At 54.4% G+C, this 20,984-nt stretch carries 17 protein-coding genes, 1 pseudogene and 1 riboswitch; of the genes and pseudogenes, 11 read left to right on the top strand and 7 right to left on the bottom strand.

Annotated features, from left to right (window positions below; genetic code table 11):
• Nucleotides 1–2 precede the first annotated feature (2 nt).
• The 6 genes from ltrA to ALFI_RS04880 all read right to left on the bottom strand — a co-directional run bounded on the left by ltrA (nucleotide 3) and on the right by ALFI_RS04880 (nucleotide 5,164).
• Entirely contained in the window at nucleotides 3–1,820 is a 1,818-nt protein-coding gene (gene ltrA / locus ALFI_RS04905; protein WP_014774764.1) for a group II intron reverse transcriptase/maturase, read from the bottom strand.
• A gap of 617 nt (nucleotides 1,821–2,437) precedes the next feature.
• Nucleotides 2,438–2,734 (bottom strand): DUF4134 domain-containing protein, encoded by a 297-nt coding sequence (locus ALFI_RS04900; protein ID WP_014774763.1) that lies wholly within the window; start codon nucleotides 2,732–2,734, stop codon nucleotides 2,438–2,440.
• A 143-nt stretch (nucleotides 2,735–2,877) separates the two neighbouring features.
• Nucleotides 2,878–3,231 (bottom strand): hypothetical protein, encoded by a 354-nt coding sequence (locus ALFI_RS04895; RefSeq protein WP_244265013.1) that lies wholly within the window; start codon nucleotides 3,229–3,231, stop codon nucleotides 2,878–2,880.
• A gap of 170 nt (nucleotides 3,232–3,401) precedes the next feature.
• The gene (locus tag ALFI_RS16875) at nucleotides 3,402–3,941 is read right to left on the bottom strand and encodes a DUF3408 domain-containing protein (RefSeq protein WP_155835639.1); all 540 of its coding nucleotides are present in this window, start codon (nucleotides 3,939–3,941) and stop codon (nucleotides 3,402–3,404) included.
• Nucleotides 3,942–3,962: 21 nt separating this feature from the next.
• Entirely contained in the window at nucleotides 3,963–4,403 is a 441-nt protein-coding gene (locus tag ALFI_RS04885; RefSeq protein WP_014775003.1) for a DUF3408 domain-containing protein, read from the bottom strand.
• Nucleotides 4,404–4,405: 2 nt separating this feature from the next.
• Nucleotides 4,406–5,164, bottom strand: a complete 759-nt coding sequence (locus tag ALFI_RS04880; RefSeq protein WP_014775002.1) for a ParA family protein — start codon at nucleotides 5,162–5,164, stop codon at nucleotides 4,406–4,408.
• Between the two features lie 517 nt (nucleotides 5,165–5,681).
• Here ALFI_RS04880 and ALFI_RS04875 point away from each other — a divergent pair.
• Both ALFI_RS04875 and mobB read left to right on the top strand, forming a co-directional pair.
• Entirely contained in the window at nucleotides 5,682–6,101 is a 420-nt protein-coding gene (locus ALFI_RS04875; RefSeq protein WP_014775001.1) for a plasmid mobilization protein, read from the top strand.
• Nucleotides 6,086–7,297: a conjugal transfer protein MobB gene (gene mobB / locus ALFI_RS04870; RefSeq protein WP_014775000.1), complete on the top strand. Its 1,212-nt coding sequence runs from the start codon at nucleotides 6,086–6,088 to the stop codon at nucleotides 7,295–7,297. Before ALFI_RS04875 ends, mobB begins: the two co-directional genes overlap by 16 nt.
• 271 nt (nucleotides 7,298–7,568) lie before the next feature.
• On the opposite strand, the pseudogene ALFI_RS04865 reads toward mobB, so the two are convergent.
• A pseudogene (locus tag ALFI_RS04865) lies at nucleotides 7,569–8,142 on the bottom strand (DUF2284 domain-containing protein).
• 87 nt (nucleotides 8,143–8,229) lie between these two features.
• A riboswitch (cobalamin riboswitch) is annotated at nucleotides 8,230–8,425 on the top strand.
• A gap of 144 nt (nucleotides 8,426–8,569) precedes the next feature.
• Here ALFI_RS04865 and ALFI_RS04860 point away from each other — a divergent pair.
• From ALFI_RS04860 to ALFI_RS04820, 9 genes are all read left to right on the top strand, one after another.
• A complete protein-coding gene (locus ALFI_RS04860) occupies nucleotides 8,570–10,252 on the top strand; it encodes a putative transporter (RefSeq protein WP_014774999.1) in 1,683 nt (560 codons plus the stop codon).
• Nucleotides 10,253–10,349: 97 nt separating this feature from the next.
• Nucleotides 10,350–10,715, top strand: a complete 366-nt coding sequence (locus ALFI_RS04855; RefSeq protein WP_014774998.1) for a hypothetical protein — start codon at nucleotides 10,350–10,352, stop codon at nucleotides 10,713–10,715.
• Nucleotides 10,716–11,760: 1,045 nt separating this feature from the next.
• Nucleotides 11,761–12,135, top strand: coding sequence for a hypothetical protein (locus tag ALFI_RS04850; RefSeq protein ID WP_208854104.1), 375 nt, complete (start codon nucleotides 11,761–11,763; stop codon nucleotides 12,133–12,135).
• A 98-nt stretch (nucleotides 12,136–12,233) separates the two neighbouring features.
• The gene (locus ALFI_RS04845) at nucleotides 12,234–12,719 is read left to right on the top strand and encodes a helix-turn-helix transcriptional regulator (RefSeq protein ID WP_155835638.1); all 486 of its coding nucleotides are present in this window, start codon (nucleotides 12,234–12,236) and stop codon (nucleotides 12,717–12,719) included.
• A 19-nt stretch (nucleotides 12,720–12,738) separates the two neighbouring features.
• The gene (locus ALFI_RS04840) at nucleotides 12,739–14,028 is read left to right on the top strand and encodes a DUF3575 domain-containing protein (RefSeq protein ID WP_014774997.1); all 1,290 of its coding nucleotides are present in this window, start codon (nucleotides 12,739–12,741) and stop codon (nucleotides 14,026–14,028) included.
• Nucleotides 14,029–14,125: 97 nt separating this feature from the next.
• Nucleotides 14,126–15,463 (top strand): Mfa1 family fimbria major subunit, encoded by a 1,338-nt coding sequence (locus tag ALFI_RS04835; protein WP_014774996.1) that lies wholly within the window; start codon nucleotides 14,126–14,128, stop codon nucleotides 15,461–15,463.
• Between the two features lie 39 nt (nucleotides 15,464–15,502).
• Nucleotides 15,503–16,414 carry a FimB/Mfa2 family fimbrial subunit gene (locus tag ALFI_RS04830; RefSeq protein WP_014774995.1) on the top strand — a complete coding sequence of 304 codons (912 nt, stop codon included), beginning with the start codon at nucleotides 15,503–15,505 and terminating at the stop codon, nucleotides 16,412–16,414.
• Nucleotides 16,415–16,451: 37 nt separating this feature from the next.
• Nucleotides 16,452–18,002 carry a FimB/Mfa2 family fimbrial subunit gene (locus ALFI_RS04825; RefSeq protein WP_014774994.1) on the top strand — a complete coding sequence of 517 codons (1,551 nt, stop codon included), beginning with the start codon at nucleotides 16,452–16,454 and terminating at the stop codon, nucleotides 18,000–18,002.
• 56 nt (nucleotides 18,003–18,058) lie between these two features.
• On the top strand, nucleotides 18,059–20,983 hold the full coding sequence (locus tag ALFI_RS04820; RefSeq protein WP_155835637.1) for an Lcl C-terminal domain-containing protein: 2,925 nt from the start codon (nucleotides 18,059–18,061) through the stop codon (nucleotides 20,981–20,983).
• Nucleotide 20,984 lies beyond the last annotated feature (1 nt).

The following is a 20,984-nucleotide window of genomic DNA, read 5'->3' as shown; positions in this document are numbered from 1 at the left end:
ATTCAGTCTATTATCCCGTGATGTATCTTGTTGTGACAGGGAATACATACAGCTAACGTCTTTCTCTGACGTCCAATCATTTGGATTTTCCATGGCTCTTTGCCTTTTAAGTCTTTGAGTCTTTTGACGTGGTGTATTTCAATGTTTTCCGTTGCGCCACACAATTCACACTTACCCGCTTTTAACCTTTGTATAAGGCTTGATACAGTGGTATTGAAAATCGTGTTGGCTACATAATCACAACTCGCGTCCATCGCGGTTGTTTTACGCTTAAAGCTCCCGTTGAAGAATACCCGCATCTTCTTTCCTCCTTTCTTGTCCTCATAGAAAACCGCAAAATCTTTGTGATGTCGATACTTTGCGATAATCTTTCGGGCTGTCGTACTGTACTTTCGTGCAAAAGTCTTATACAGACTGTATTGCATGATGTACTTGAAAGAATTCAGGTGTGAACTGTTATTTGCGATAGAAAAATAGTTTGCAAAACCTCGGATTTCTCTGTTATAGGCATCCAGTATTTCGAGGTCGTCCAGATGTAGCAACTTTGTCCGGCTTGTGGGTTTCCATTTCGCTTTACCCTCGAATTGATGAATTTCCATCGCCTCGTAGTAGAGAAGTTTATCCCGCATTGTGGACATTGGCACTTCCAACACTACCTTTTTGCCGTAAGCCTTAATAAGTACTCCCGATTTCTCGCCTCTTAACGTCTTATCCGTGAATGGTCGGACATAGATTTCATAGCCGAGGAATTTTGCCTTTCTATTGCCGTGCGTGATTAAGGTCTTTTCTTCGGAGAGCGTCAATTTCAGTTTCTCGCCGAGGAAATTCTTAATATCCTCTTTGATGGCCTCACAGTCCGATTTACTGCCAATCACTCCGATAATAAAATCATCGGCATACCTCACATACTTAATCCGTCTATATCCCTCGTCCATTTCATCGACAGAGGGTAAGTGCATCCTGTTTTTCTGATGTTGCTTAATCGCGTCAATCAGTTCCTTCCGAGTATCTTTATCCTTGGTTTGCTTCAGCTTTGTGCCGAGCCACCAAATTTTCCTGGAATACCGTTTGTACTCAAGGTTCATTGCCCGTCTGTCGCCTCTATCGAATTGACAGGCATACTCTTTCATGTACTTATCCAGCTTGTCGAGATAGATATTAGCCAGTATCGGGCTAATGATGCCACCTTGCGGTGTTCCGCTGTATGTTCTATGAAATGTCCAATCTTCGATGTAGCCAGCTTTCAAAAATTTCCACATTAGCCGGATAAAGCGGTCGTCTGCGATACGTTCTTTCAAGATTCCGATAAGTACATCATGGTTGATGTTATCGAAGAATCCTTCAATGTCGCCCTCGATAAACCACTTGGCCGCAGTAAAATTCTTCTGCACCTGTATCAGTGCGGTGTGGCAGCTGCGTTTGGGTCGGAAACCGTGCGAGGTGTTCTCAAAACTACCTTCATAAATTGCTTCCAACAGCATTCGCAATACCTCCTGCACTAATTTGTCGTCGATAGACGGTATGCCGAGAGGTCGCATGTTCCCGTTTTTCTTCGGGATGTACGTCCTTCTTGCCGGTTTTGGTTGGTACGACTCATCTTTGAGCGCATCAATCAAATTTTCAATCCGTTTCAGGCTCATTCCGTCGATAGTTTTACCGTCGGAACCTTCCGTCATATTTCCCTGCCTACCTTGTATATTATGGTAGGCGAGGAGAAACATCTCCGAATTGAATAGAACCCTGTAGAGCCGTTCAAACTTGTAGCTCGAAACTTTGCTGTGCTCTGACAGACTGTTTAATACTCTCTCTGGATTTCTCATAATGTCTCACACATTATCCGTTAATTTGTATTAAAAATGTTAGCTGCCACCCTTCGCCATGTACGAGGCTTTCCCTCGCTCGGACTACTACGGTGGCTCCGTTGCCATACCGGATTTTCATAGGTCTGAAACCTAATAGCCTTTCGGCATTCCGGGTTAGGCAATCCACGTTTAATTCTTCGGCAACATAGCTTTGATAGATTGTCGGATACGACTTTCATCCGTTTCTGCTTATCGCAGTTGTGCTGTAACCTGTTCTGCACCCAACCCTCCAAGGTCGAATCGAGTGTGTTACAGTATGGCGTCTGTAGTTACCTTCCGCCACAGTTTCGAGTTGTGCCACTTGGACTATCGTTCAATCAATCCAGACTTTATCCTCGTATCTATCTTTCATCTCCTGATTCAGTCGCATACTTGGTAACTGTATGACTTATCAGTTTATCGGCAGGCTATACTCCCCGTCCGGTTTCCCTTTCGGATAAGCCGATCGATGATAGGCTATCGAACACTTGCCTAACGTCTTGCTATCGACGCATTTGCCAAAGAACCATTACGTGCGCGCCCTGAAACTCGACTTGACGGCCGACTCCCTTGTTCACTTGGTATTCCGCCATCGTTTAGAGGAAGAACGAACGTAAGACCGTACCGACGATCACCAGAAAGACGCATGAGAGAAACAGCGCCGTGGCGGATTTCGAAGCGTCCGGGTCACCCGACGAGAATTTCGAGTAGACGCGCACGCCGCCGACCAGTCCGAGGATTGCCGCGACGGCGAAGATCAGTTTCGTTAGCGGGTCGAAATAGGACGTTACCATGTTCGTGGCCTCGCTGATGCCGGCCATGCCGTTGCCCTGTGCAAAGCAGGCGAGTGCGGAGCACAGGGAGAAAATCATGAAAATTGCTCTTTTTTTCATCGTTCAAGTAGTTTGGTTAAGGGTGTGAAAAAGGCCGCAGCCTGCTTTGGGAGCATTCTGCGACCGGATACATCGTATTTCCTGCTGCGGAAAAGGCGTCAGCCGTATTCGTTATTCCATTTCATGTCGTAGGTCGTTTTTAATTAAGCATAGGCCCGGATGTCGAAGTTGGCAATGGCCTGCCGCTCCTCGGCCGTGGCATCGCCCATGACGGCGCTCTCTCCGAAGTCCAGCTCTCCGAGCATCGCATGAACCTCCGCGTCACGGAGTTCTGCTCTGGCGGGGAGAGCCGGAAGCGGAGGTCGGGCGCCGGCAGGCGCTTTGGGCTCCGCAAGTTCGCCGTCTTCGCCGATCGGGGGCTGCACGACAAGCCCGTTCCACGACGCCATCGCGGACTTCTCTTCCGAAGCCGGGGCAAATATAGCATCTCCGCCTGCCGGGGCGGTGCCGATGTCCGCCCCTGTCCGCTCCAGTCCGCTCCGATAGGATTTTGACACGAGAATTTCGGAACTCGGAACCAGGGATTTGGCATGTGGTGGCTCCGATCTGGAATTCCTCGGTTTGGACGGTTTCTCCCGACTCTGTCCGGGAAGACCGAAAAAATGTCGTTGGAAAAGTACGAAGCCGGCACATAGCAGGCTGATTACAATTGCGAGCATATTCATCATTATAAAAGTTCTTTTGTGTTTTGCTCTTTGTGAATGCGGTTGATATCGTCTTTATACAATTCGAGATGCTGCCGCAGGATATTCTCGACATAAGAAGTTGCGGTCATATACTCCCCGCCGATTTTCTTTACGACTTCCAGAATTTTACGTTTGGTTCCGATGCTGACATAGAGTGCTGCACGCTGCCTGATCTCCATTAAGTTCATAAAGGTCTGTTCGAAATCGGGGACGGCAGTCCTCCGACGCCGGGATTTCGGCGCCTTTGCCACCGCACCGCCGGGTTTTACATGCGCAGTGCCGGCAATGCCCTGCCCGGAGGAGGCTGCTTTCGTCATGGTTTTAAGACAGGCTGCCGCCGAAGGAATCCTAATGGCAGGTGTTTTCGTTGCGACCGCAGGCTGGAGAAGGGATGAGGTTGTCATGGCAGCTTGCCGTAAGGAAAAAGCCGGAAGCCTCCGAATAAAAATTGATGCAAGAAGCAGTGCCGTGAGGGGCGGAATACCGAATAGGTGCGGCTCGGAAAAAAGATCGTAATACACGATTCGAAAGTTTTTGGATTGTTAAACGATATTTTTGGGATTGCGTTTTTTGTAAATGCGGTTTATCTCTTCGCGGAAAACTTCGATATGATACCGCAGAATATTGTCTATATAGGCTGTTGCGGTCAGACGCTCCCCGCCGATTCTTTTGAATATTTCCAGAAGTTTGCGCTTGGTTGCCGTACCGACATACAGCGAGGCCCTGTTGTCAAAGTTTGCCGGAGCGAGAAAAGTCCGTTCGTAATCGGGTGCGGGGATCATTCGCCGATGCCGGGATTCAGACCCGTCGTCCGAAGGTGGCGATTGTTCTTCTGCATCCGAGGTCTCCCGGGGCGCATCGTGAGTATCTTCAGGTTCGTCGTCGGGGATTCGCCGGACGACTTTCGAGGTAAGAGGCGCCTGCCCGGCGATCATCTGGCGCATGAGGTCTTCGTCGACTTCGATTTTCGGTTTCTTGGCCATAATTATCGTATTTTAAGGATTTCGAGGATTTCTGCCGCCAGTGCCTCGATCTGCGCTTCGCGGGCGAAGATGCGCTCCGGAGCCAGAAGTGTCGAACGACAGATACCCGAGCCGTCGGGCAGCAGTTCCTTGTTGAATTTCGAACGGAAGGGAACATGCGTCGCCATGAGCGACAATCCGAGTTTATGAATGATCGCCTCATACTGATCGTAAAGAGGAGTACGCTCCCGACGGTCGATCATCGTCCAGAAAAGATGGGCGGCCTGCAATGAGGTGTCCTTGTCCTGAACGAATCCATGCTCTATTCCCCGTGCGAACGTAAGGGAACTCTCCATGACGAGTTTGTCGGCCTTCAAAGGAATGAAGACGGCATCTAAGGAGGAAAGTATCCGGATCACGCCCCCGGCATTTACGGTTCCCGGCAGGTCGTAGAGAATTACGCGCGGCAGATAACCGTTTTGCCGGATGCGCTCCACCTCTTCGGGAGCCTCGGGAGGCATACACTTCAGCAAGGGCCACAATTTCCGACCCGTAGCCTTGAACTGGCGTACCATCATCAGCTTGTAGTAGTCGCTGTGCTCCACGACTGCCAGTTCGCGTTCGCGCTGGGCATGGATCGACCATTGCGGATAGTCGCAGTCCACGACAAGAACGTCATGCCCCAAAGTGTAATGCAGGTAGCTGGCCAGCAATACCGTGAATGTGGATTTTCCGATGCCGCCTTTCTGATTGCAGATTGAAATGTTTACAGGTTCCATCATTTGAATATGTTAAGAATTATTTATATGGGTAATGTTTTCTATTGATGTCTGTTTCGATAAACTATCGTACATATATGGGTTTATTTATATATTTATTTTTTTAATTCTGCTCTTCTCCGCTTCCTTATCGAATCGTCTGTTTGATTGAGTAGCGAACCCGATAAATATCGACTTAATCATCCGTTTGTTTATCCGAATAATTCTTTCTGCCGCAATATACATCTTCATTTTCCAACCCGGCTGCGATGTCCGCTCCAGTCCGCTCCAGTCCGCACCGATGGATTTTTTTTGCCCCGAAACGGTTGTAATATTGCACCGGGAACAGACCCGGCCCCGGAAGCCGTAATGGAGGATTTTCGAAATTTCGGTCAGAGATTCTCCGGCGCGGATTTTTCGCCTCACTTGAGGCGAGCGAGCTGTACCTTTGTATGCCGAAAAGTTTTTCGGCATACGAAAGGTGCTCGCTCTGCGAGGCTGGGTGGCGTTCCCGAGTCACGCCACTTAAACTACCAGACTGATGACAACCACGAAAAAGAGGATCGGACGCCCGACAACGACAGATCCCAGAGTCCACAGGTATAATTTCAAACTCACCACGGAAGAGAATATCCGCTTTAAGCAGATGCTTTGTAAGGCAGGATTGGAGCATAACCGCAGCCGGTTTATCGTCAAAAGAATCTTCAACGAGGAGTTCGTCGTCGTCAAACGCGACCCATCGAAGACACAATTCGTCGCCCGGCTGAATGATTTTTATTTCCAATTCCAGAAACTTGCGAACAACTACAACCAGATTGTAAAGGCCATCAATGCGCACTTCTCCAACGTCGCGATCCCGCATCAGATCGCTGCATTGGAACAGCGAACGAGAGAGCTGAAAGCCCTCAGTATCGAGATTCTGAACCTCGCAAAACAAGCTAAGGAGTGGTTGCGAATATAAGATCGGGCTCCTCGCCCGGTGGGGCTTTGCGCTATAACAAGGAGAAAGTGGATAAGGATGAAGCCGAGGTGCTGCTTTGGCAGAAGATGCTCGAACCGTTCGATAAACACGGACGACTGGATATCGATGCCTGCATGGATAGTTTCTGGCCCTACCTCGAAGCCAACCGCAGAACGACCAATACGGTCTTCCATGCTTCGCTGAACCCTTCACCGGAAGACAGGCTGACAGACGAACAGTTGCGGGAAATCGCAAATGAATACATGCAGAAGATGGGTTACGGAGATCAGCCCTATATCGTCTTCAAACATAAGGACATTGATCGGCAGCACCTCCACATCGTATCGTTGCGCGTCGATGAGAAAGGCTGTAAACTACCACACGATTTCGAAGCCCGTCGTTCTGCGGAAATTACCCGCGATTTGGAACATAAGTACAACCTCCATCCGGCGGTCAAAGGTCAGGAACAGAGGGACACTCCCGATCTTCGGAAAGTAAATTATAAGGCGGGAAACGTCAAACAACAGATCTCATCCGTCGTCAGGTTGTGCCTGCGGAATTATAAATGCTCGTCCTACGGCGAGTTCCGCACGCTGCTGGAACTGTTCAACGTCTCAGTCGAGGAACGTACGGGAACGATCGAAGGCAGAAATTATGCGGGTATTGTCTACGGAGCCATGACCGACGACGGCTATGGAACGGGTACGCCCTTCAAGTCGAGTAAAATAGGGAAAGACGTAGGTTATAATGCCCTGCAAACGTATTATGCAAAATCAAAGGAAAAACTGAAAGCACCGGGAGCGCTCGACCATTTGCGCCATACGGTCAAAGATGCCATGAGTTCGCACAATACACGGGACGAGTTCCGGCAACTGTTGAAGGTGGACGGTATCGACACTGTATTCCGTATCAACCCCGTGGGCAGAATCTACGGCGTAACGTTTATCGACCACACCAATGGCATTGTCGCCAACGGTTCGGTGCTGGGAAAAGAATTCTCGGCCCGTGTTTTCAACGAGCTGTTCCCGACCTCCCAAAAAGAAGATCAACACGCGGAACGCCAATACGAACAACGAAGCCGCACGGCAAATCCTGTCTCAGGAGTTGTCGACACGCTGTTGGACTTGGCCGATGCGCGGGCTTATGAAGAACAGCAAAGAATCCAGCGACGGCGGCGAAAGAAACAGCGGTTTTGACCTATTCTTCCATGGATGCTCGCTACATCCGATTGCCTTTTGCGTAGCCCGTGCCGCTTTCCATCCGGAATACCGCCCGCTCCTGCAAACTGCCCCGTAAACCACTGTCAACACATACACCGCATCATATACCGTCCCGCCTGATGCCTTCGATAAGAGGGTAGGGCGCCGGAGCTTATCTGCCGAGTACAAAGCGTTCACCAGCTTCCGGGTAAGATGCTTTTCACACAAGACCCGGACATTCCTTGACTGACCTTGACTGAAACGGCCTTTATCCGTTCCATATTACATTATCCGCATTGTGGAAGAATCCGCAAACAAGAGTCAGATACTCAGGCAGCCGTCCCTCCTCGCCCCATTTTAGTTCGATGCCGAACAGTTCGGAGGTTGTGCGTACGATGTCGAATCCACACGCTTCGAGCGACGGCCTCACCAAGTTGGGATGACGGCAGGGCTTTCCATCAGTGCGCGTGCAGGTTCCCTTCGGGCAGTAAAGACAGCTTCCGACATAGGTAAACGCTCGTCCGTCGTATTGGTGTTCCATTTCGAGTAGCCGCTGTTCGAGCCGGATACGTTCGGCGCGGATCAACGTCATTGAATCCGAGATCGGAAGATTGGGAACGAGCGGGGTGATTTTTGTGGCGACGAGCAATGCGGAAGTATATTCCGCAAAGTATTCCCCGACATCGAATCGGAATGGCGGACACCCCCAACTGCGGCCGTAGTTGGGGGCAGGCGATACAATAATTCCCGATACGTTCGACATCGCGGAAGCGCGCAATGTAGTCGGAAACGGACAGCGATGCAGTAAAATCTTCGGCCGTGTAGCAGGGATGGAATTCCATAAGATAAAAAATAAACGTTTCTTCCGACTTCATCGGTTTTGCAGTGAAAAAATCGGAGTTCGAAATGGCATTTCAAAATAAACCGTTATCTTTGCCCTCAGATTTGGTTTCCTGTTCCCCGTACAGGGGAGGGAATGAAAAGGGAATCGGGTGTAAATCCCGGACAGTCCCGCTGCTGTGAAGCTCCGCAGAAAGTTCCGAACATCTTAGCCACTGGTCTTACGACCGGGAAGGCTTCGGAACAGGAGTCAGTCAGAAGACCTGCCAGATCGATTCGACGTCGGAGGACCCCGAGGAATGGGCATTCGATATCGGTTGTGTATTGCATGATAATTTTAATTCCGAGGTTGTTCTTGGGGCTGCTGTGCCGTTTTCGGCACACGGGTTTCGCTTTGCGGGGACAGCTCGGCCTAAAACGGGATTCGGTATGGAATTGCTCGAAAGGTTGTTGTTTGGTTCCGAGTCGCTTTGGGGAGGCGGTGTGGCTCATTCGGTGCTGGTGCTGGCGTTGGTCGTCGCCTTCGGCATTGTTCTGGGCAAGGTGAAGGTTGCCGGAGTGTCGCTGGGCGTAACGGGCATTCTGTTCGTCGGCATTGCCTTCAGTTATTTCGGCATGAACATCGACCAACATCTGATGCACTTCCTCAAAGAGTTCGGCCTGATTCTCTTCGTCTATTCTATCGGTTTGCAGGTCGGACCGGGATTTTTCTCCTCCTTCCGCAAGGGCGGCATCACGCTCAACAAACTGGCTGTGCTGGTTGTGGCACTCGGCATCGTTACGACGGTTGCCCTCTATTATGTCACCGGACTTCCCATGACGACGATGGTCGGCGTGATGTCGGGCGCCGTTACGAATACGCCCGGTCTGGGCGCCGCGCAGCAGGCTTTCAGCGACATGCATGCCGGGGCCGATGCGCCTGATATCGCAATGGGTTATGCGCTGGCTTATCCGCTCGGTGTCGTCGGAGCCATCCTGACCCTGCTGGCACTGCGCTGCCTGCTGCGCATCGACGTGCGGCAGGAGGAAGAGGCGGCCGGGCTGGGCACGGACGTTCTGAAAGACCTGACGACCCGGCGGATCTCCGTCGAAGTCTGCAATCCGGCCATCGAGGGCAAAAGCATCTCCGGAATACGGCATCTGGCCCTGCGCGACTTCGTTGTGTCGCGCATCTGCCGTCCGGGCGGAGCTCCCGAACTGGCCGACGCTGCGACGACGCTCCGCTGCGGCGACCGGATTTTGCTCGTGGCGGCGCCCAAGGATGTCGAGGCGCTGGTCGCTCTGCTCGGCCGCGAAGTGGACGCCGAGCAGATGATACAGGACCCGAAGATGATCTCGCGGCGCATCCTGATCACCAAACCCGAGCTGAACGGCAAGACGCTCGCCGAACTGCGCGTCCGCTCGTCGAGCGGCGTCACCATCACGCGCATCAACCGTTCGGGCATCGACCTGGTGGCGGCGGGGAACTTGCAGTTGCAGCTGGGCGACCGGGTGACGGTCGTGGGCTCCGAACTGTCGGTGGCCCATGCCGAACGGCTTTTCGGCAACTCGCTCAAACGGCTCAACCATCCCAATCTGATCCCCATTTTCATCGGCATTGCGTTGGGTGTCGTCCTGGGCAGCATTTCGTTCTGGATTCCGGGGGTGCCCCAGCCCGTGAAACTGGGGCTGGCCGGCGGTCCGCTGATCGTCGCCATCCTGATCGGCCGCTACGGGCCGCATTACCGGCTCATCACCTACACGACGATGTCGGCCAATCTGATGCTGCGCGAAGTGGGCATTTCGCTCTTCCTCGCGGGCGTGGGGCTGGGTGCGGGCGAGGATTTCGTGCCGACGCTCGTCGCGGGCGGATATGTCTGGATCGCCTACGGCGCCGTGATCACGGTCGTGCCGCTGCTGCTGGCGGGCATTTTCGGACGCTATCGCTACAAACTCAACTACTATACGCTGATCGGCGTGCTTTCGGGCGCCTCGACCAATCCGTCGGCGCTGGCCTATTCGACCGAACAGACCACCTCCGACGCCCCTTCGGTGGGATATGCCACGGTCTACCCGTTGTCGATGTTCCTGCGGGTGTTGGCGGCTCAGCTTTTAATTTTGATTTTCAGATAACCCCAAAAAGGCGCGGCGAACAAAGACCCGTTACTGCCATAACAAGTCATTGCATAGAGATTAGTAGTCGGCCGCGCCTTTTTCTAAAATAACAGTTATGAATATCTTACTGTATGGAGTTCCGGCCGCGACGGCCGAAGAAATCGCCGGACGATACGGCCTGAAAGTGGTGAATTCACCCGACAAGTTCGACGTGTCGGGCACGATGATGCTGGTTCCGCCGATCGATGCTCCGCGCTACCTTCTGGCTTTCTACAACGCCATGCTGCGCCACGAAGAGGATGTCGATGCGGTCATTATCTGCGGTGCGGAATCCTGTGCCGTCGTCAGTACGGTGCAGTATTGCACCCCGCAGGGGAAATTCTTTACCATATGCGGCGATCTCGACGGAGAGGAGCTGGAGTCGGAACTCTGTGGGCTTCTCGATTCGCTTTTCGCCGAAGGCAACCGTATCAATTTTTAGCTGTGGAAAGCAGTGGTATTACACGCAAGGTATCCTATCGTGTGATGGAATCGACCGTTGATTATTCGAGACGCCGATAGTAATATAATGCCCGGTCGCCTGTGAAAGGCTGCCGCTTAATAGGACGGCGTTCGAACGTGAAAAGACCGACAATCATCGTTTGCCGGTCTTTTCACGAGACTTGGAATCAGTCTGTTGTTTCGGCATTATTAGGATAATAAAAGAGAGGACTATATTTTGACCAAAATACGGAACTGCCGCCCCATGTGGCATAAACCCGATAAATTCTCAAAAGTTCTTTTTCAACGGTATCTTCCCCGCATCTCTCTTCTTATCTCCATGTCGTTTCTCTGTTTTAATAGGGTGCCACCAAGAGGGCGTCACATTTTACCGACATCTTTTGTGCAAAAAAAAAACACATTTGTCGAACGTTTTTACACCCTGACAGCGATAATTTACGCTCCGCCGTGACTTTTGCGACGGAAAATCCCCCTTCCCGGAAAAATCGAAAAAAGGCCCCCGAACGGCAGCGACGGCAAAAGCCTTTGAAATGACCTTGCTTCGGACTCTTTCCGTGGGATGCGGCATTTTTCGAAAACAGCTGCTTGGAAAATACGATATATTAGGGCGCCGGAGCTTCCCTGCCGGGGCAGGGCGATCTCCGGCTTCCGGGAGGAGCTTTCCTCGCGGAGCTCGGACGATCTCCTCCCGTTCCCTGCGGGGACGTCCTCCCTGCGCTCGGACGTATTTCGTTAGCCCCCCCCCTCCCAAGAAAATGCGGAAAGGGTTGTTTCGCATCCTGCATGATCCCCTTTTTCCGGGTTGTTCCAACCGGTGCTCGACAGCATCGGTTTTTCTTTTGATTGCCGCCTGTTTTCTCCCGCACAATGTCGTGTTTGTGTAATTTTCGGCAAGCCTGTTTGGCCCATGTGCCTTATAAACAGGCTCTTTTGTCGGATTTACGAAATTTTTTGTCGCGTTTTCGAAAACATAATTGGTGTAAGATATTGTAATTTTGCCATCAAAAACCAGAAGTTTGATCCTTATGCCCCTTTGCGACATAGAAACTCACTTGGACTGCGAGAATTACGCTTCGGATTCGACCTCTCTTTTCCGACAGTACCGGTTGTCGGCGGGCGAGGTGCTGTCGTTTCAGGACGAGAACCGTAGCGTGCTGCTCTACATCGCCGAAGGTCGCCTGCTCGTGGAGTGGGGGCTTTTCCCGCCTCAGTGTGTCGGGGTGGGTGCGTTGCTTCTCGTTCCCAAGAATCTTCGCTTCTCAGGTGCGTCCGTATCCGGCAGCCGCTTAGTGGCCTGCTTCTTTTCTGGGCAGCTGCCGCTTTGCAACAAATACTCTTTCTTGGATTTGTCGCGCGAGGTCTGTAAAAATCCCCCCCCCTCCGAACTGTTCCGCAATTAACAGTTAAAGAGCCTGTTGCGGCATTTTTCTCGTCGTTGTCCGGGGCTTTGGACGACGGCCTGAACTGCATCCATTACCATAAGGTCAAACAGGAGGAGTTGTGTATTCTTCTTCGCGGCTACCACGCGCCGGAAGAGTTGTACGCCCTGTTGCATTATGTCGTGGGCTATAACGACAACTTCAAGGATTTCATCTTCCAGCATTACCGCGATGTCTGCGACGTGAGGGGCTTTGCGGCCCTCGCGAACATGAGCGTGCGCAGTTTCCAACGCAAGTTCAAGGCCGAATTCAAACGCTCGGTGCACGAGTGGCTCAACGAGCGCCGTGCCGAGCATATCTTTCACGAGATTCGCAATACGGATAAGTGCATCGCCGAGATCGCTGCGGACTACGGGTTTGCTACGCCTTCCTACTTTACCACTTTCTGCAAACAATACTTCGGACAGACGCCTACGCGGCTTCGTCGCCGTTCGGAGCTCTTGCATGCCGATTCTTGGGGCGGGCGTCTCTCCGTCGCCGGACCGTCCGTAATGGATCGGACCCGTGAGGTGGCCGACACGTATCGAACCTCCAAGGATGATTGAAAAACAATATTTGCTGCTTATGAGAATAAAGAGACTGATTTTATCATTGTTGCTGCTCGCATGCGGTTCTTGGGTTTCCGGAGGGGAATTACTCTCCGCAGACCCGGTGGGTGCCGGCGTCGATACGTTGGAGCGCTCGCGGACCTGCCGTGAGGTCGGCTTGAAGACGAACCTGATTTACGACGCGGCGGCCACGGTCAATCTGGGCGTGGAATTCCCGCTCGGCCGCAGGTGGTCGATGGACGTGTCCGGCAACTACAACGGGTGGACGCTGAGCGATAACCGCAAGTGGAAACACTGGATGGTGCAGCCGGAGTTCCGCTTCTGGACCAAGGCCCGGCAGCGGGGCCATTTTGTGGGCATACACCTGCTGGGCGGGGAGTACAACCTTAATAAGGTGCACCTTCCGTTTAACTTCTATCCCTCCACCGGCGCACAGCGTCATGAGGGGTGGGCTGCCGGCGCCGGCCTTACGTACGGTTACCGGTGGAACTTCTCCGAACGGTGGGGTATGGAGGGCCAGATCGGCGTGGGTTATATCTATACCGAGTATGACGAGTATTGCCCGAATAACTGCGGGGTGCGCATCGGTTCCGGTACGAAGCATTACGTCGGTCCCACGAAGTTGGCGCTGAATCTCATTTACCGTTTCGGGAAGAAGAAACGCATGGCCGAGGCCGCCCGCCTCGCTGCGCTCAACGCTCCGAAGCCCATCATCGAGGAGCGCATCGTGCGCGACACGGTTATCATTCGTGATACCGTCGTTATCCATGCTTCTGAGCCACCCCGAATGTTCCGCAACGAAACTTACGTCCTGCATTTGCAGTACGAGGCTGGCAGCGCCAAAATCGTGCGTACACTGGCCGACAATGGGGAGCGCCTGGCCGCTTTCAAAGAGTTCATTGACCGGATACAGGGAGATTCGACGGTCGTCATCCAGCGTATTTCTTTGACGGGTTACTGTTCGATCGAAGGTACGGCCCAATACAACGACCGGCTGTCGAGCACCCGTGCACACAGTCTTCAGGAATACCTGCTGGACTTCTATCCGTGGATGAAGGACATCATGCACACGGCCGGCCGCGGAGAGGATTGGAGCGGTCTGCTGCGTCTGGTCGAACAGAGCGACAATACGGCGTGGAAGAACGCTATCGAGCGCATCATCCTCAATACGGGCGTTTACGAAGGCCGCGAACGCAAACTGATGGATCTCTATGGCGGAGAGCCTTACCGGTGGATGTTCCGGGAGTTCTTCCCCGAACTGCGGCGCATCGAGTGCAAGGTGGAATACGAGGTCAAGACGGAGTGACGGACCCCGTGCGGGCGACGGACGAACAATCCTGACGACAAGATACATTAATAACTATTTTTTCACTTTTTTTTAATCACTTTTTAAATTTATTTTTATGAAAACCAAATCGATTATCGCTGGCATGCTTTCGACGATGCTGCTGGCTGTAGGATGCAACAAGGAAGACGGTGGCAACCGTGTTACCCCGGAAGCCGGAGTCAAGACGTACGCTTCGTTCTCGGTGTCTCTTCTGAATCAGAGTACGCGCGCCGCTTCCACCGATCCCAACGCCGTAGCAACAGAGACAAAAATCAGCGACCTCAACATCTACATCTTCAACGGCGGGGTCTTGGAGACTAAGGGCCGGATTACTCTGAATACAGACAATAAAGGCACTACGGCCCTCGCTACGACTACCGGCACCAAGACGATCTACGCCGTGGCCAACTACAACAATGCTCAGGGAGCTATCGGCTCGCTGCAGAGCGATTTCGAGAAACAGTTGATCGCTGCTACGGATATCGCCGAAGAGAACGGCTTCTTCATGGCCGGTAAGACGGAAGCTACCCTGACCGAGCGGACGGAGGATGAGGCTACCCAAGACGCCAATCTCATCAAGATCTCCGTCGCTCGCGGCGCCGCCAAAGTGCAGATGCAGTTCGTGACTAACGTTCCCGTGAAGCCGGTCGTTAATGCCACCGTCGCCGATGCCAAGTTCACGCTGGCACAGCAGAATTCCCAGACGTACCTCGCCAAACTCACTGCAGGAGAGTTCTCGCCCAAGGGTAAAACCGCCGAGCAGACCGATGCTGACAGAGACGGCACTTACGACCACCTGACGAAACTGCAGACAGACGCTATCAAGTGGACGAACGGTTTGACGACGTATGACAATACCTTCGCTAATTCGCAGTACCTGGCCGAGAACGTCAACGAGGCTCCGACTACCGGTAATACCTCTTACGTGCTGGTCAGCCTGCAGGTTACTCCCCAGGCAACAGCAGACGCTACCGGTAATGTAACCCAAACAGCCTTGACGCCCGGCACAACATTCTACGTGCTGGCCAAGAAAGAACTCGCTTCGGGTAAGATCACCTTCGCCCTCAAAGACAACCAGATCCTCTATTTCAAACAAGAGGCCGATGCTACTACGTACAAGGCTACGCAGGGCGAACTGGTTGATTACGAGGTGCTGACATATACCAATGGTATAAGCTACTACCGCCTCAATATCCGCGACATCCGCGAGACCACTCTGACCAAGAAGTACGCTGTGAACCGCAACCATTACTACAAGGTCAATATTACCGAGATCAGCAACCTGGGCTTCAATACTGCCGCTGGTACGATTCCGACCGAACCGACCACTCCGCTGGAAACCCAGACCCACATCTCGGCCGACATCACGATCGAACCGTGGACGGTAGTGGATATGAACGAGCCGCTGGGCTAACCAATCCGCACAACTATGCAGAAAAAGGCTTTGTATGTAATGAGAAGAGCGCTCCTCCTTTTCGGAGGGGCCTCCTTCCTTTGCGGTTGTGTCCGGGATAACCGGGACGACTGCCTTTTTCCGCTTCGCCTGCAGTTCAGCTATACCTACAACCGCGAAGGCCGGGACCTTTTCTCCGCCGAGGTCGAACAGGTGCGCCTGTACCTGTTCGATTCCCGGAGCGGGGAACTGAAAGCCTCGGCCGTCGCCCGCAGCAAGGACCTCGGGCCGGACAATACGTTCACATGGAACGTGGCCCCCGGCTCCTACCATGCCGTAGCATGGGGATGTTCGGAAGGCGAACGATACCGGGTCCTTTCGAGCGAACGGTTTCCGCAAAGCCGCCTGTCGATACAGACCCTCTCTGACGGGTCGAGCATCGAGCAGAAGCCCGAACACCTGTGGTACGAGATCGGCCGCGGACTGACCGTCACCGGCGAGTTGCAGGCTCCGCATCCGATGGACCTGCACAAACTGAGCAACGACGTGCGCGTCGAGGTTTCGGGCCTTCGGGACGAGCAGTTTCCGAGGCTCTCCTGCACGATCAGCGCGTCGAACGGGACGTACGACTTTGAAGGCCGCACGCGGGACGAAAACCCCGTGGTGTGGCTTCCGGAATCGAGTCGGGAGAGCGACCGCTCCATCCATAAGTTCACGGTGCTGCGTCTGGCCGAGGGCGACGACTCGCGGCTGCACGTCGAGGTGCTTCCCGACGACAGCGGACGGGGCCTCTCCGGCGTGATCTTCGACGGGAGCCTCTCGGAACTGCTGTCGGCCAATCCCGCCGTGGACCTCGACCTGGACGACGAGTTCGTCATACGTCTGGAGTCGCAGCTTCAGCCCGACGGCAACTTCAGCGTCGCAATCTTCGTGAACGACTGGCACGTTATCGACATGAACGGCGGTCTGTGATAGCTGGACACAGAGAAGTGGACTAACAGAGAACAAGATGATAGACATTAAGAAATATACCAAAGGCAAATGCACAGTGAGATGGCTGATCGCCGTCTTGTGCGTTCTCGCGGTTTCGTGCGTGCGCGACGGCGAAGATCCGATGCCGGACGGTCCCTCTGCGGGGAACTCCGTGCGGGTCGAGATCCTGCTCCGGGCGCCCGAGTCCGGGAGCATCAGCCGTGCGCTGACCGCCGGGGACGAAACCCGCATCGACAACGTGCTCGTGCTGTTCTTCCGGAAGGACGGGCTGAAGCTGCATTCCGTGGCCAAGGGCAGCAAGCTGACCGCCAAGCCCGATGACGGCAAAACGTACACGTTCGAGACGAGCTTCTCCGTAGAGAGCGCCCTCGCCTCCGAGCCGTTCACGTGCATCGTGCTGGCCAACGTCGCCGACAGGTACGATGCCCAGACATGGCAGTCGTGGCGGGGAAAGACCTACGAAGCCCTGCAAGCGGAACTCATGCAGTCCGTGACGGACAAACTCCATGCGGACAACACCGCAGGCTTCGCCATGTGGGGCAAGGCCAACGAGGACCTCATCCCATCGACACCGCAGCAGAAACTTTCCGTACCGCTGCTTCGCAGCGTCGCCCGCGTGGACGTCGCCGTGGGTGAGAAAGTCTCGAACTTCACGCTCACGGAGGTTCACATCTACAAGCCCAACAACAGGCTGTCGGTGATGCCTAAGCTGGACAGCTACGATGCCTCCGGACACAAGGTTACGACCCCGTCCGTACCTGCCGGAACGACCATACTCACCCCGAACTGGAAGTACGTCGTTGCCGGAAACCAGATCGACTACTCGATCTATATTCCGGAATCGGACGTCATCCTGAAGGGCGACGGCACGCCCGGGGACGTCAACCACCTGAACCGCTGCGCCATTGTGGTGGGCGGGAAATACCCGGATGGGAACGCCCCGACCACCTACTACCGCATCGACTTCAAGGAGGGAACCCCGGCCAGTGGCGGCACTCCGTCGGGCAAGCTGATGGACGTGCTGCGCAACCACCGTTACAACGTCCGCATCACGCAGGTGATGGGACGTGGCGAGGAGACTCCCGACAAGGCTTACGAGTCCCGGACGGCGGACGTCACCGCCGAGATCATCACCTGGACGGACAACAACCAGAACATCGCCTTCGACGGGACGAACTGGGCGTCCGTGGAGCGTAAGGAGGTGCACCTGAACGACGGACAGGGCGTCGAGGCGCTGCTGCAACTGCTGAGCAACGTCAAGCCGTCGCAGTGGAGCATGCAGTTCTCGCTGCCGAACGGCACTGCCACCAGCGCGGAACTGACCGATGCCTCCGTTTCGGGCAGCCACTTCGAGGTGACCAAGCCCGCCGACAGCCCCGACGCCGTGACCGATCAGGGAGGCAAGCTGACCATCCGTACGAAAGAGGCCTTGCCCGCAGGCAGCCAAAAGCGGCACGAGGTGCTGACGATCCGCATCGGACGGCTCGAACTGGTGGTCAACCTGTACCAACACCCCTATTCGGACACCGAGTGGGAGAACGGGGGCGACGTCGAGAACGACTTTTAGACACCCTATCCGGGTCAATGTATATAAAAAAACATTAGAATGACATGCAAAACAGAATGAAATACCGATTCGGCGGCCGCCTCGGCAAGTTCCTCGCGGGATTGCTGGTCTCCGCCGCCGTTGCGGGGTGCGTGCGGGACGATACGGATCCGCTCGCAGGCCCCGATGCGGGCAGTTCCGGGGAGTTGCGTATAGCTTTCTCGATCGACGGCATGGAGGCGGTCACGCGCGCCGTGGCCACCGACCCTCACGAACGCAACCTGAAGGACGTGCACGTGCTGTTCTTCACCCAGGACGGCAACTACATCACCTACCAGCACGCCAACGTCTCCGCCGGGTCGAGCTACGTCTCGTTCCCGATCCCGAAGGGCCTGACGGCCGGTGAATCGTACCGGACGCTGGTGATCGGCAACGCCCACGACCACGTGCCCACGGGTTACAGCACCTTCGACGCTTATCTGAACCAGACCGCCGCCAGCGGCAGCTATCAGACCATCCGGCAGGACCTCTACGCCGTGGTGAACTCCGTTCACCTGGAAGGTTCGGGCGCCTCGGGTTCCATCGTCCTGCCCATGTGGGGCGAGGTGCAGGACGGACTGGGCAACGAGAGCGACCTGAGCTTCTCGGGCAACGCCCAGTCGGGCTACACCTTTTCGGGCACCCTCCGCTTCTGGCGGAGCGTATGCCGTCTCGACCTGCGGCATGACGCCGCTAAAGACCTTATCATCGAGAAGGTCAAGCTGGTGCATTTCCGCAAGGGAGGCTACTACTTCCATAACGACGTGCCGTGGGCTCCCGCCAGCGGGGAGGAACTGGGCGGCATCAACGACGGCAAGTGGATTACCGTGGGAACTCCTGCCGACCTGACAGACGGTTCCAAGCGTCAGGAGGTGAGGGCGCAGATCTACGCCTTTCCGAACATGGTGCCCGTGGTCGTGCAGAACGACAAGGCTACCACCTACCTGATGATCGCCGGATACTATCAGGACGGCACGGTGAATACGGCCTCCAACCCCAAGCAAAAGCTGACCTATTACCGCTTCAACATGGCCGAGAACGGCCGCAGCCAGCTTCTGCGCCGCAACCACTTCTACCGGGGCATCATCAACCGCGTGAGCGGCCCCGGGGCTTCGAGCGAGAGCGAGGCCGAGGACGCCAGCGCACCGTTGCTCGACTACACGGTCAGCGACTCATGGAAGGACGACGACAATACGACCGTCACCGACGAGCGGGGCAACTTCCTGACCATTTCCCGCGCCATGGTTTCGTTCGCCGGGGAGAAAGACCTCAGCGAGACGGTCAAGGTGCAGGTCAAGGAGGGACTTACGTGGAAGGTCGAGTGGATTCAGAACGCTGCCGATGCCCCGGACTACGCCAAGTTTACCTACGTGCGCAGCAACGACAACGGGTCGTTCTCGATCCGCACGAAAGAGGACAACGCCACCGAATTTTTACGCAAGGCGCGTCTGGCCGTCAAGGCTACCGGCGGCACCGTGAACCCGAGTAGTCCGCTGACGGCCGTGATCGACGTAATGCAGCTTTCGTCCAAGGACGAGGTAAAGGTGCTGATGGTGGACAACCAGATCGGGACCGTCCAATACAGAGCTCCCGGGTCGGGCGGCACGCTCCGCATGCAGGTGCAGACCGGCTCCAAGCGGTCGCAATGGACGGTGGCCGACGTGGATAACAGCTGCAGCAATATCGGCGTCACATGGACTGCATCGGGCGCCAACGGCGGTATGCTCGAAGTGGACGTTCCGACCAATATTTCCGCTGGTGAGAGAACCTTCACGCTGAAAGTCTCCCGAATGAATTATACCGGGACCTTGGACGCGGAGACCCCTCCGGTGACGCTGACCTTCGTCCAGCCCAAATCGGACTACCTGCTGACCGTGACACCTTCGGTTCCCGAAGGTCAGGACGGACTGGTCATCAACGGATTCGACCCCACGGTCACGACGGTGAAGAGCGGCATCTCGGTGCAGAAGAAGTTCATAGTCAATCTGGCCGATCCCACGAACTACCAATATAGCGTGGAATCCGACTTCAACAAGGATTACGACTTGTTCCTCTCCAAAGACAGGGCTGACAACAGCACGATCACGGCAGGATGGACCGCAAATGGGACGTGTTTAAACAAACTCACAGGATTACAGAACGGCGAATCGTTCTACGTCAACGTGTTCCGAACGGGCCCCGGCGACCCTACGATCAGAGGTACGATCACGATCAAAGCCGAACCGAAAAGCGCGGATAAAGGCCAGCCGCAGACACTCTCCATAACCATTTCGATCAAGACGTCATGCATCGTAAACGACGTGTTGATTAAAGACGGGGCGAATTATCTGCTGGTTGCCGACCGGAACGTAGGTACCCCTATGCGTATCGCCAACGGCGGCAATAACTTCACATACGCAAAATACTTTACCAATGATCTGAAGATGGACATTACTGGCGCCGGGAAGCAAAATGACAACAAAGACTGGAAGGGCGAGTATTATCCGTGGAGTGACGCAGGCGGCAAAATCGGCGCCGGAACCGCGAACTTTGTCGAGAAGTATTGGCTTATCGGGGATGACGCCGACGGCAGCACGAACATGGATGAAGACGGCAAGTTCTCGCCGTGGTATAAGACCGCCGACAAGTCGAAATGGGTCGTTCCGACACAGGCTCACTTGAATCTGGTCAGCACGAAACTTATTTTCTCCAAACAGCGTGCGTTCCTCGTTTCCGAAACCAGAGATAAGGTGTCGGGCGATTATATCGGCTGTTATTTTCCTCTTGCCGGCTACGGTGGCATCCCGGCTAGCGTCAACGGCTATTACTGGTCGGCTACGACCAACAGCAGCAGCACCGCGTTCTACATGAGCGTTACGCCTACCGGTTCATCGGTGACGAACTACGCCAAGACGAACTTGTATTCCGTGCGTTGTGTCCGTAGCGTGTCGGCTGACGAGTTTAACTCGGCGACGACACGGTAGT

Origin of the sequence: Alistipes finegoldii DSM 17242, assembly GCF_000265365.1 — a bacterium.
Taxonomy (GTDB): domain Bacteria; phylum Bacteroidota; class Bacteroidia; order Bacteroidales; family Rikenellaceae; genus Alistipes; species Alistipes finegoldii.
This window is presented reverse-complemented; position numbering and strand designations above follow the sequence as displayed.

What these genes read in the sequence shown, in the direction of transcription:
- ALFI_RS04830 (WP_014774995.1), top strand. Translation starts at nt 15,503, where the DNA reads ATGAGAAGAGCGCTCCTCCTTTTCGGAGGGGCCTCCTTCCTTTGCGGT.
- ALFI_RS04855 (WP_014774998.1), top strand. Translation starts at nt 10,350, where the DNA reads ATGAATATCTTACTGTATGGAGTTCCGGCCGCGACGGCCGAAGAAATC.
- ALFI_RS04850 (WP_208854104.1), top strand. Translation starts at nt 11,761, where the DNA reads ATGCCCCTTTGCGACATAGAAACTCACTTGGACTGCGAGAATTACGCT.
- ALFI_RS04820 (WP_155835637.1), top strand. Translation starts at nt 18,059, where the DNA reads ATGAAATACCGATTCGGCGGCCGCCTCGGCAAGTTCCTCGCGGGATTG.
- ALFI_RS04885 (WP_014775003.1), bottom strand. Translation starts at nt 4,403, where the DNA reads ATGGCCAAGAAACCGAAAATCGAAGTCGACGAAGACCTCATGCGCCAG.
- ALFI_RS04835 (WP_014774996.1), top strand. Translation starts at nt 14,126, where the DNA reads ATGAAAACCAAATCGATTATCGCTGGCATGCTTTCGACGATGCTGCTG.
- ALFI_RS04825 (WP_014774994.1), top strand. Translation starts at nt 16,452, where the DNA reads ATGATAGACATTAAGAAATATACCAAAGGCAAATGCACAGTGAGATGG.
- ALFI_RS04875 (WP_014775001.1), top strand. Translation starts at nt 5,682, where the DNA reads ATGACAACCACGAAAAAGAGGATCGGACGCCCGACAACGACAGATCCC.
- ALFI_RS04900 (WP_014774763.1), bottom strand. Translation starts at nt 2,734, where the DNA reads ATGAAAAAAAGAGCAATTTTCATGATTTTCTCCCTGTGCTCCGCACTC.
- ALFI_RS04860 (WP_014774999.1), top strand. Translation starts at nt 8,570, where the DNA reads ATGGAATTGCTCGAAAGGTTGTTGTTTGGTTCCGAGTCGCTTTGGGGA.
- ltrA (WP_014774764.1), bottom strand. Translation starts at nt 1,820, where the DNA reads ATGAGAAATCCAGAGAGAGTATTAAACAGTCTGTCAGAGCACAGCAAA.
- ALFI_RS04840 (WP_014774997.1), top strand. Translation starts at nt 12,739, where the DNA reads ATGAGAATAAAGAGACTGATTTTATCATTGTTGCTGCTCGCATGCGGT.
- ALFI_RS04880 (WP_014775002.1), bottom strand. Translation starts at nt 5,164, where the DNA reads ATGATGGAACCTGTAAACATTTCAATCTGCAATCAGAAAGGCGGCATC.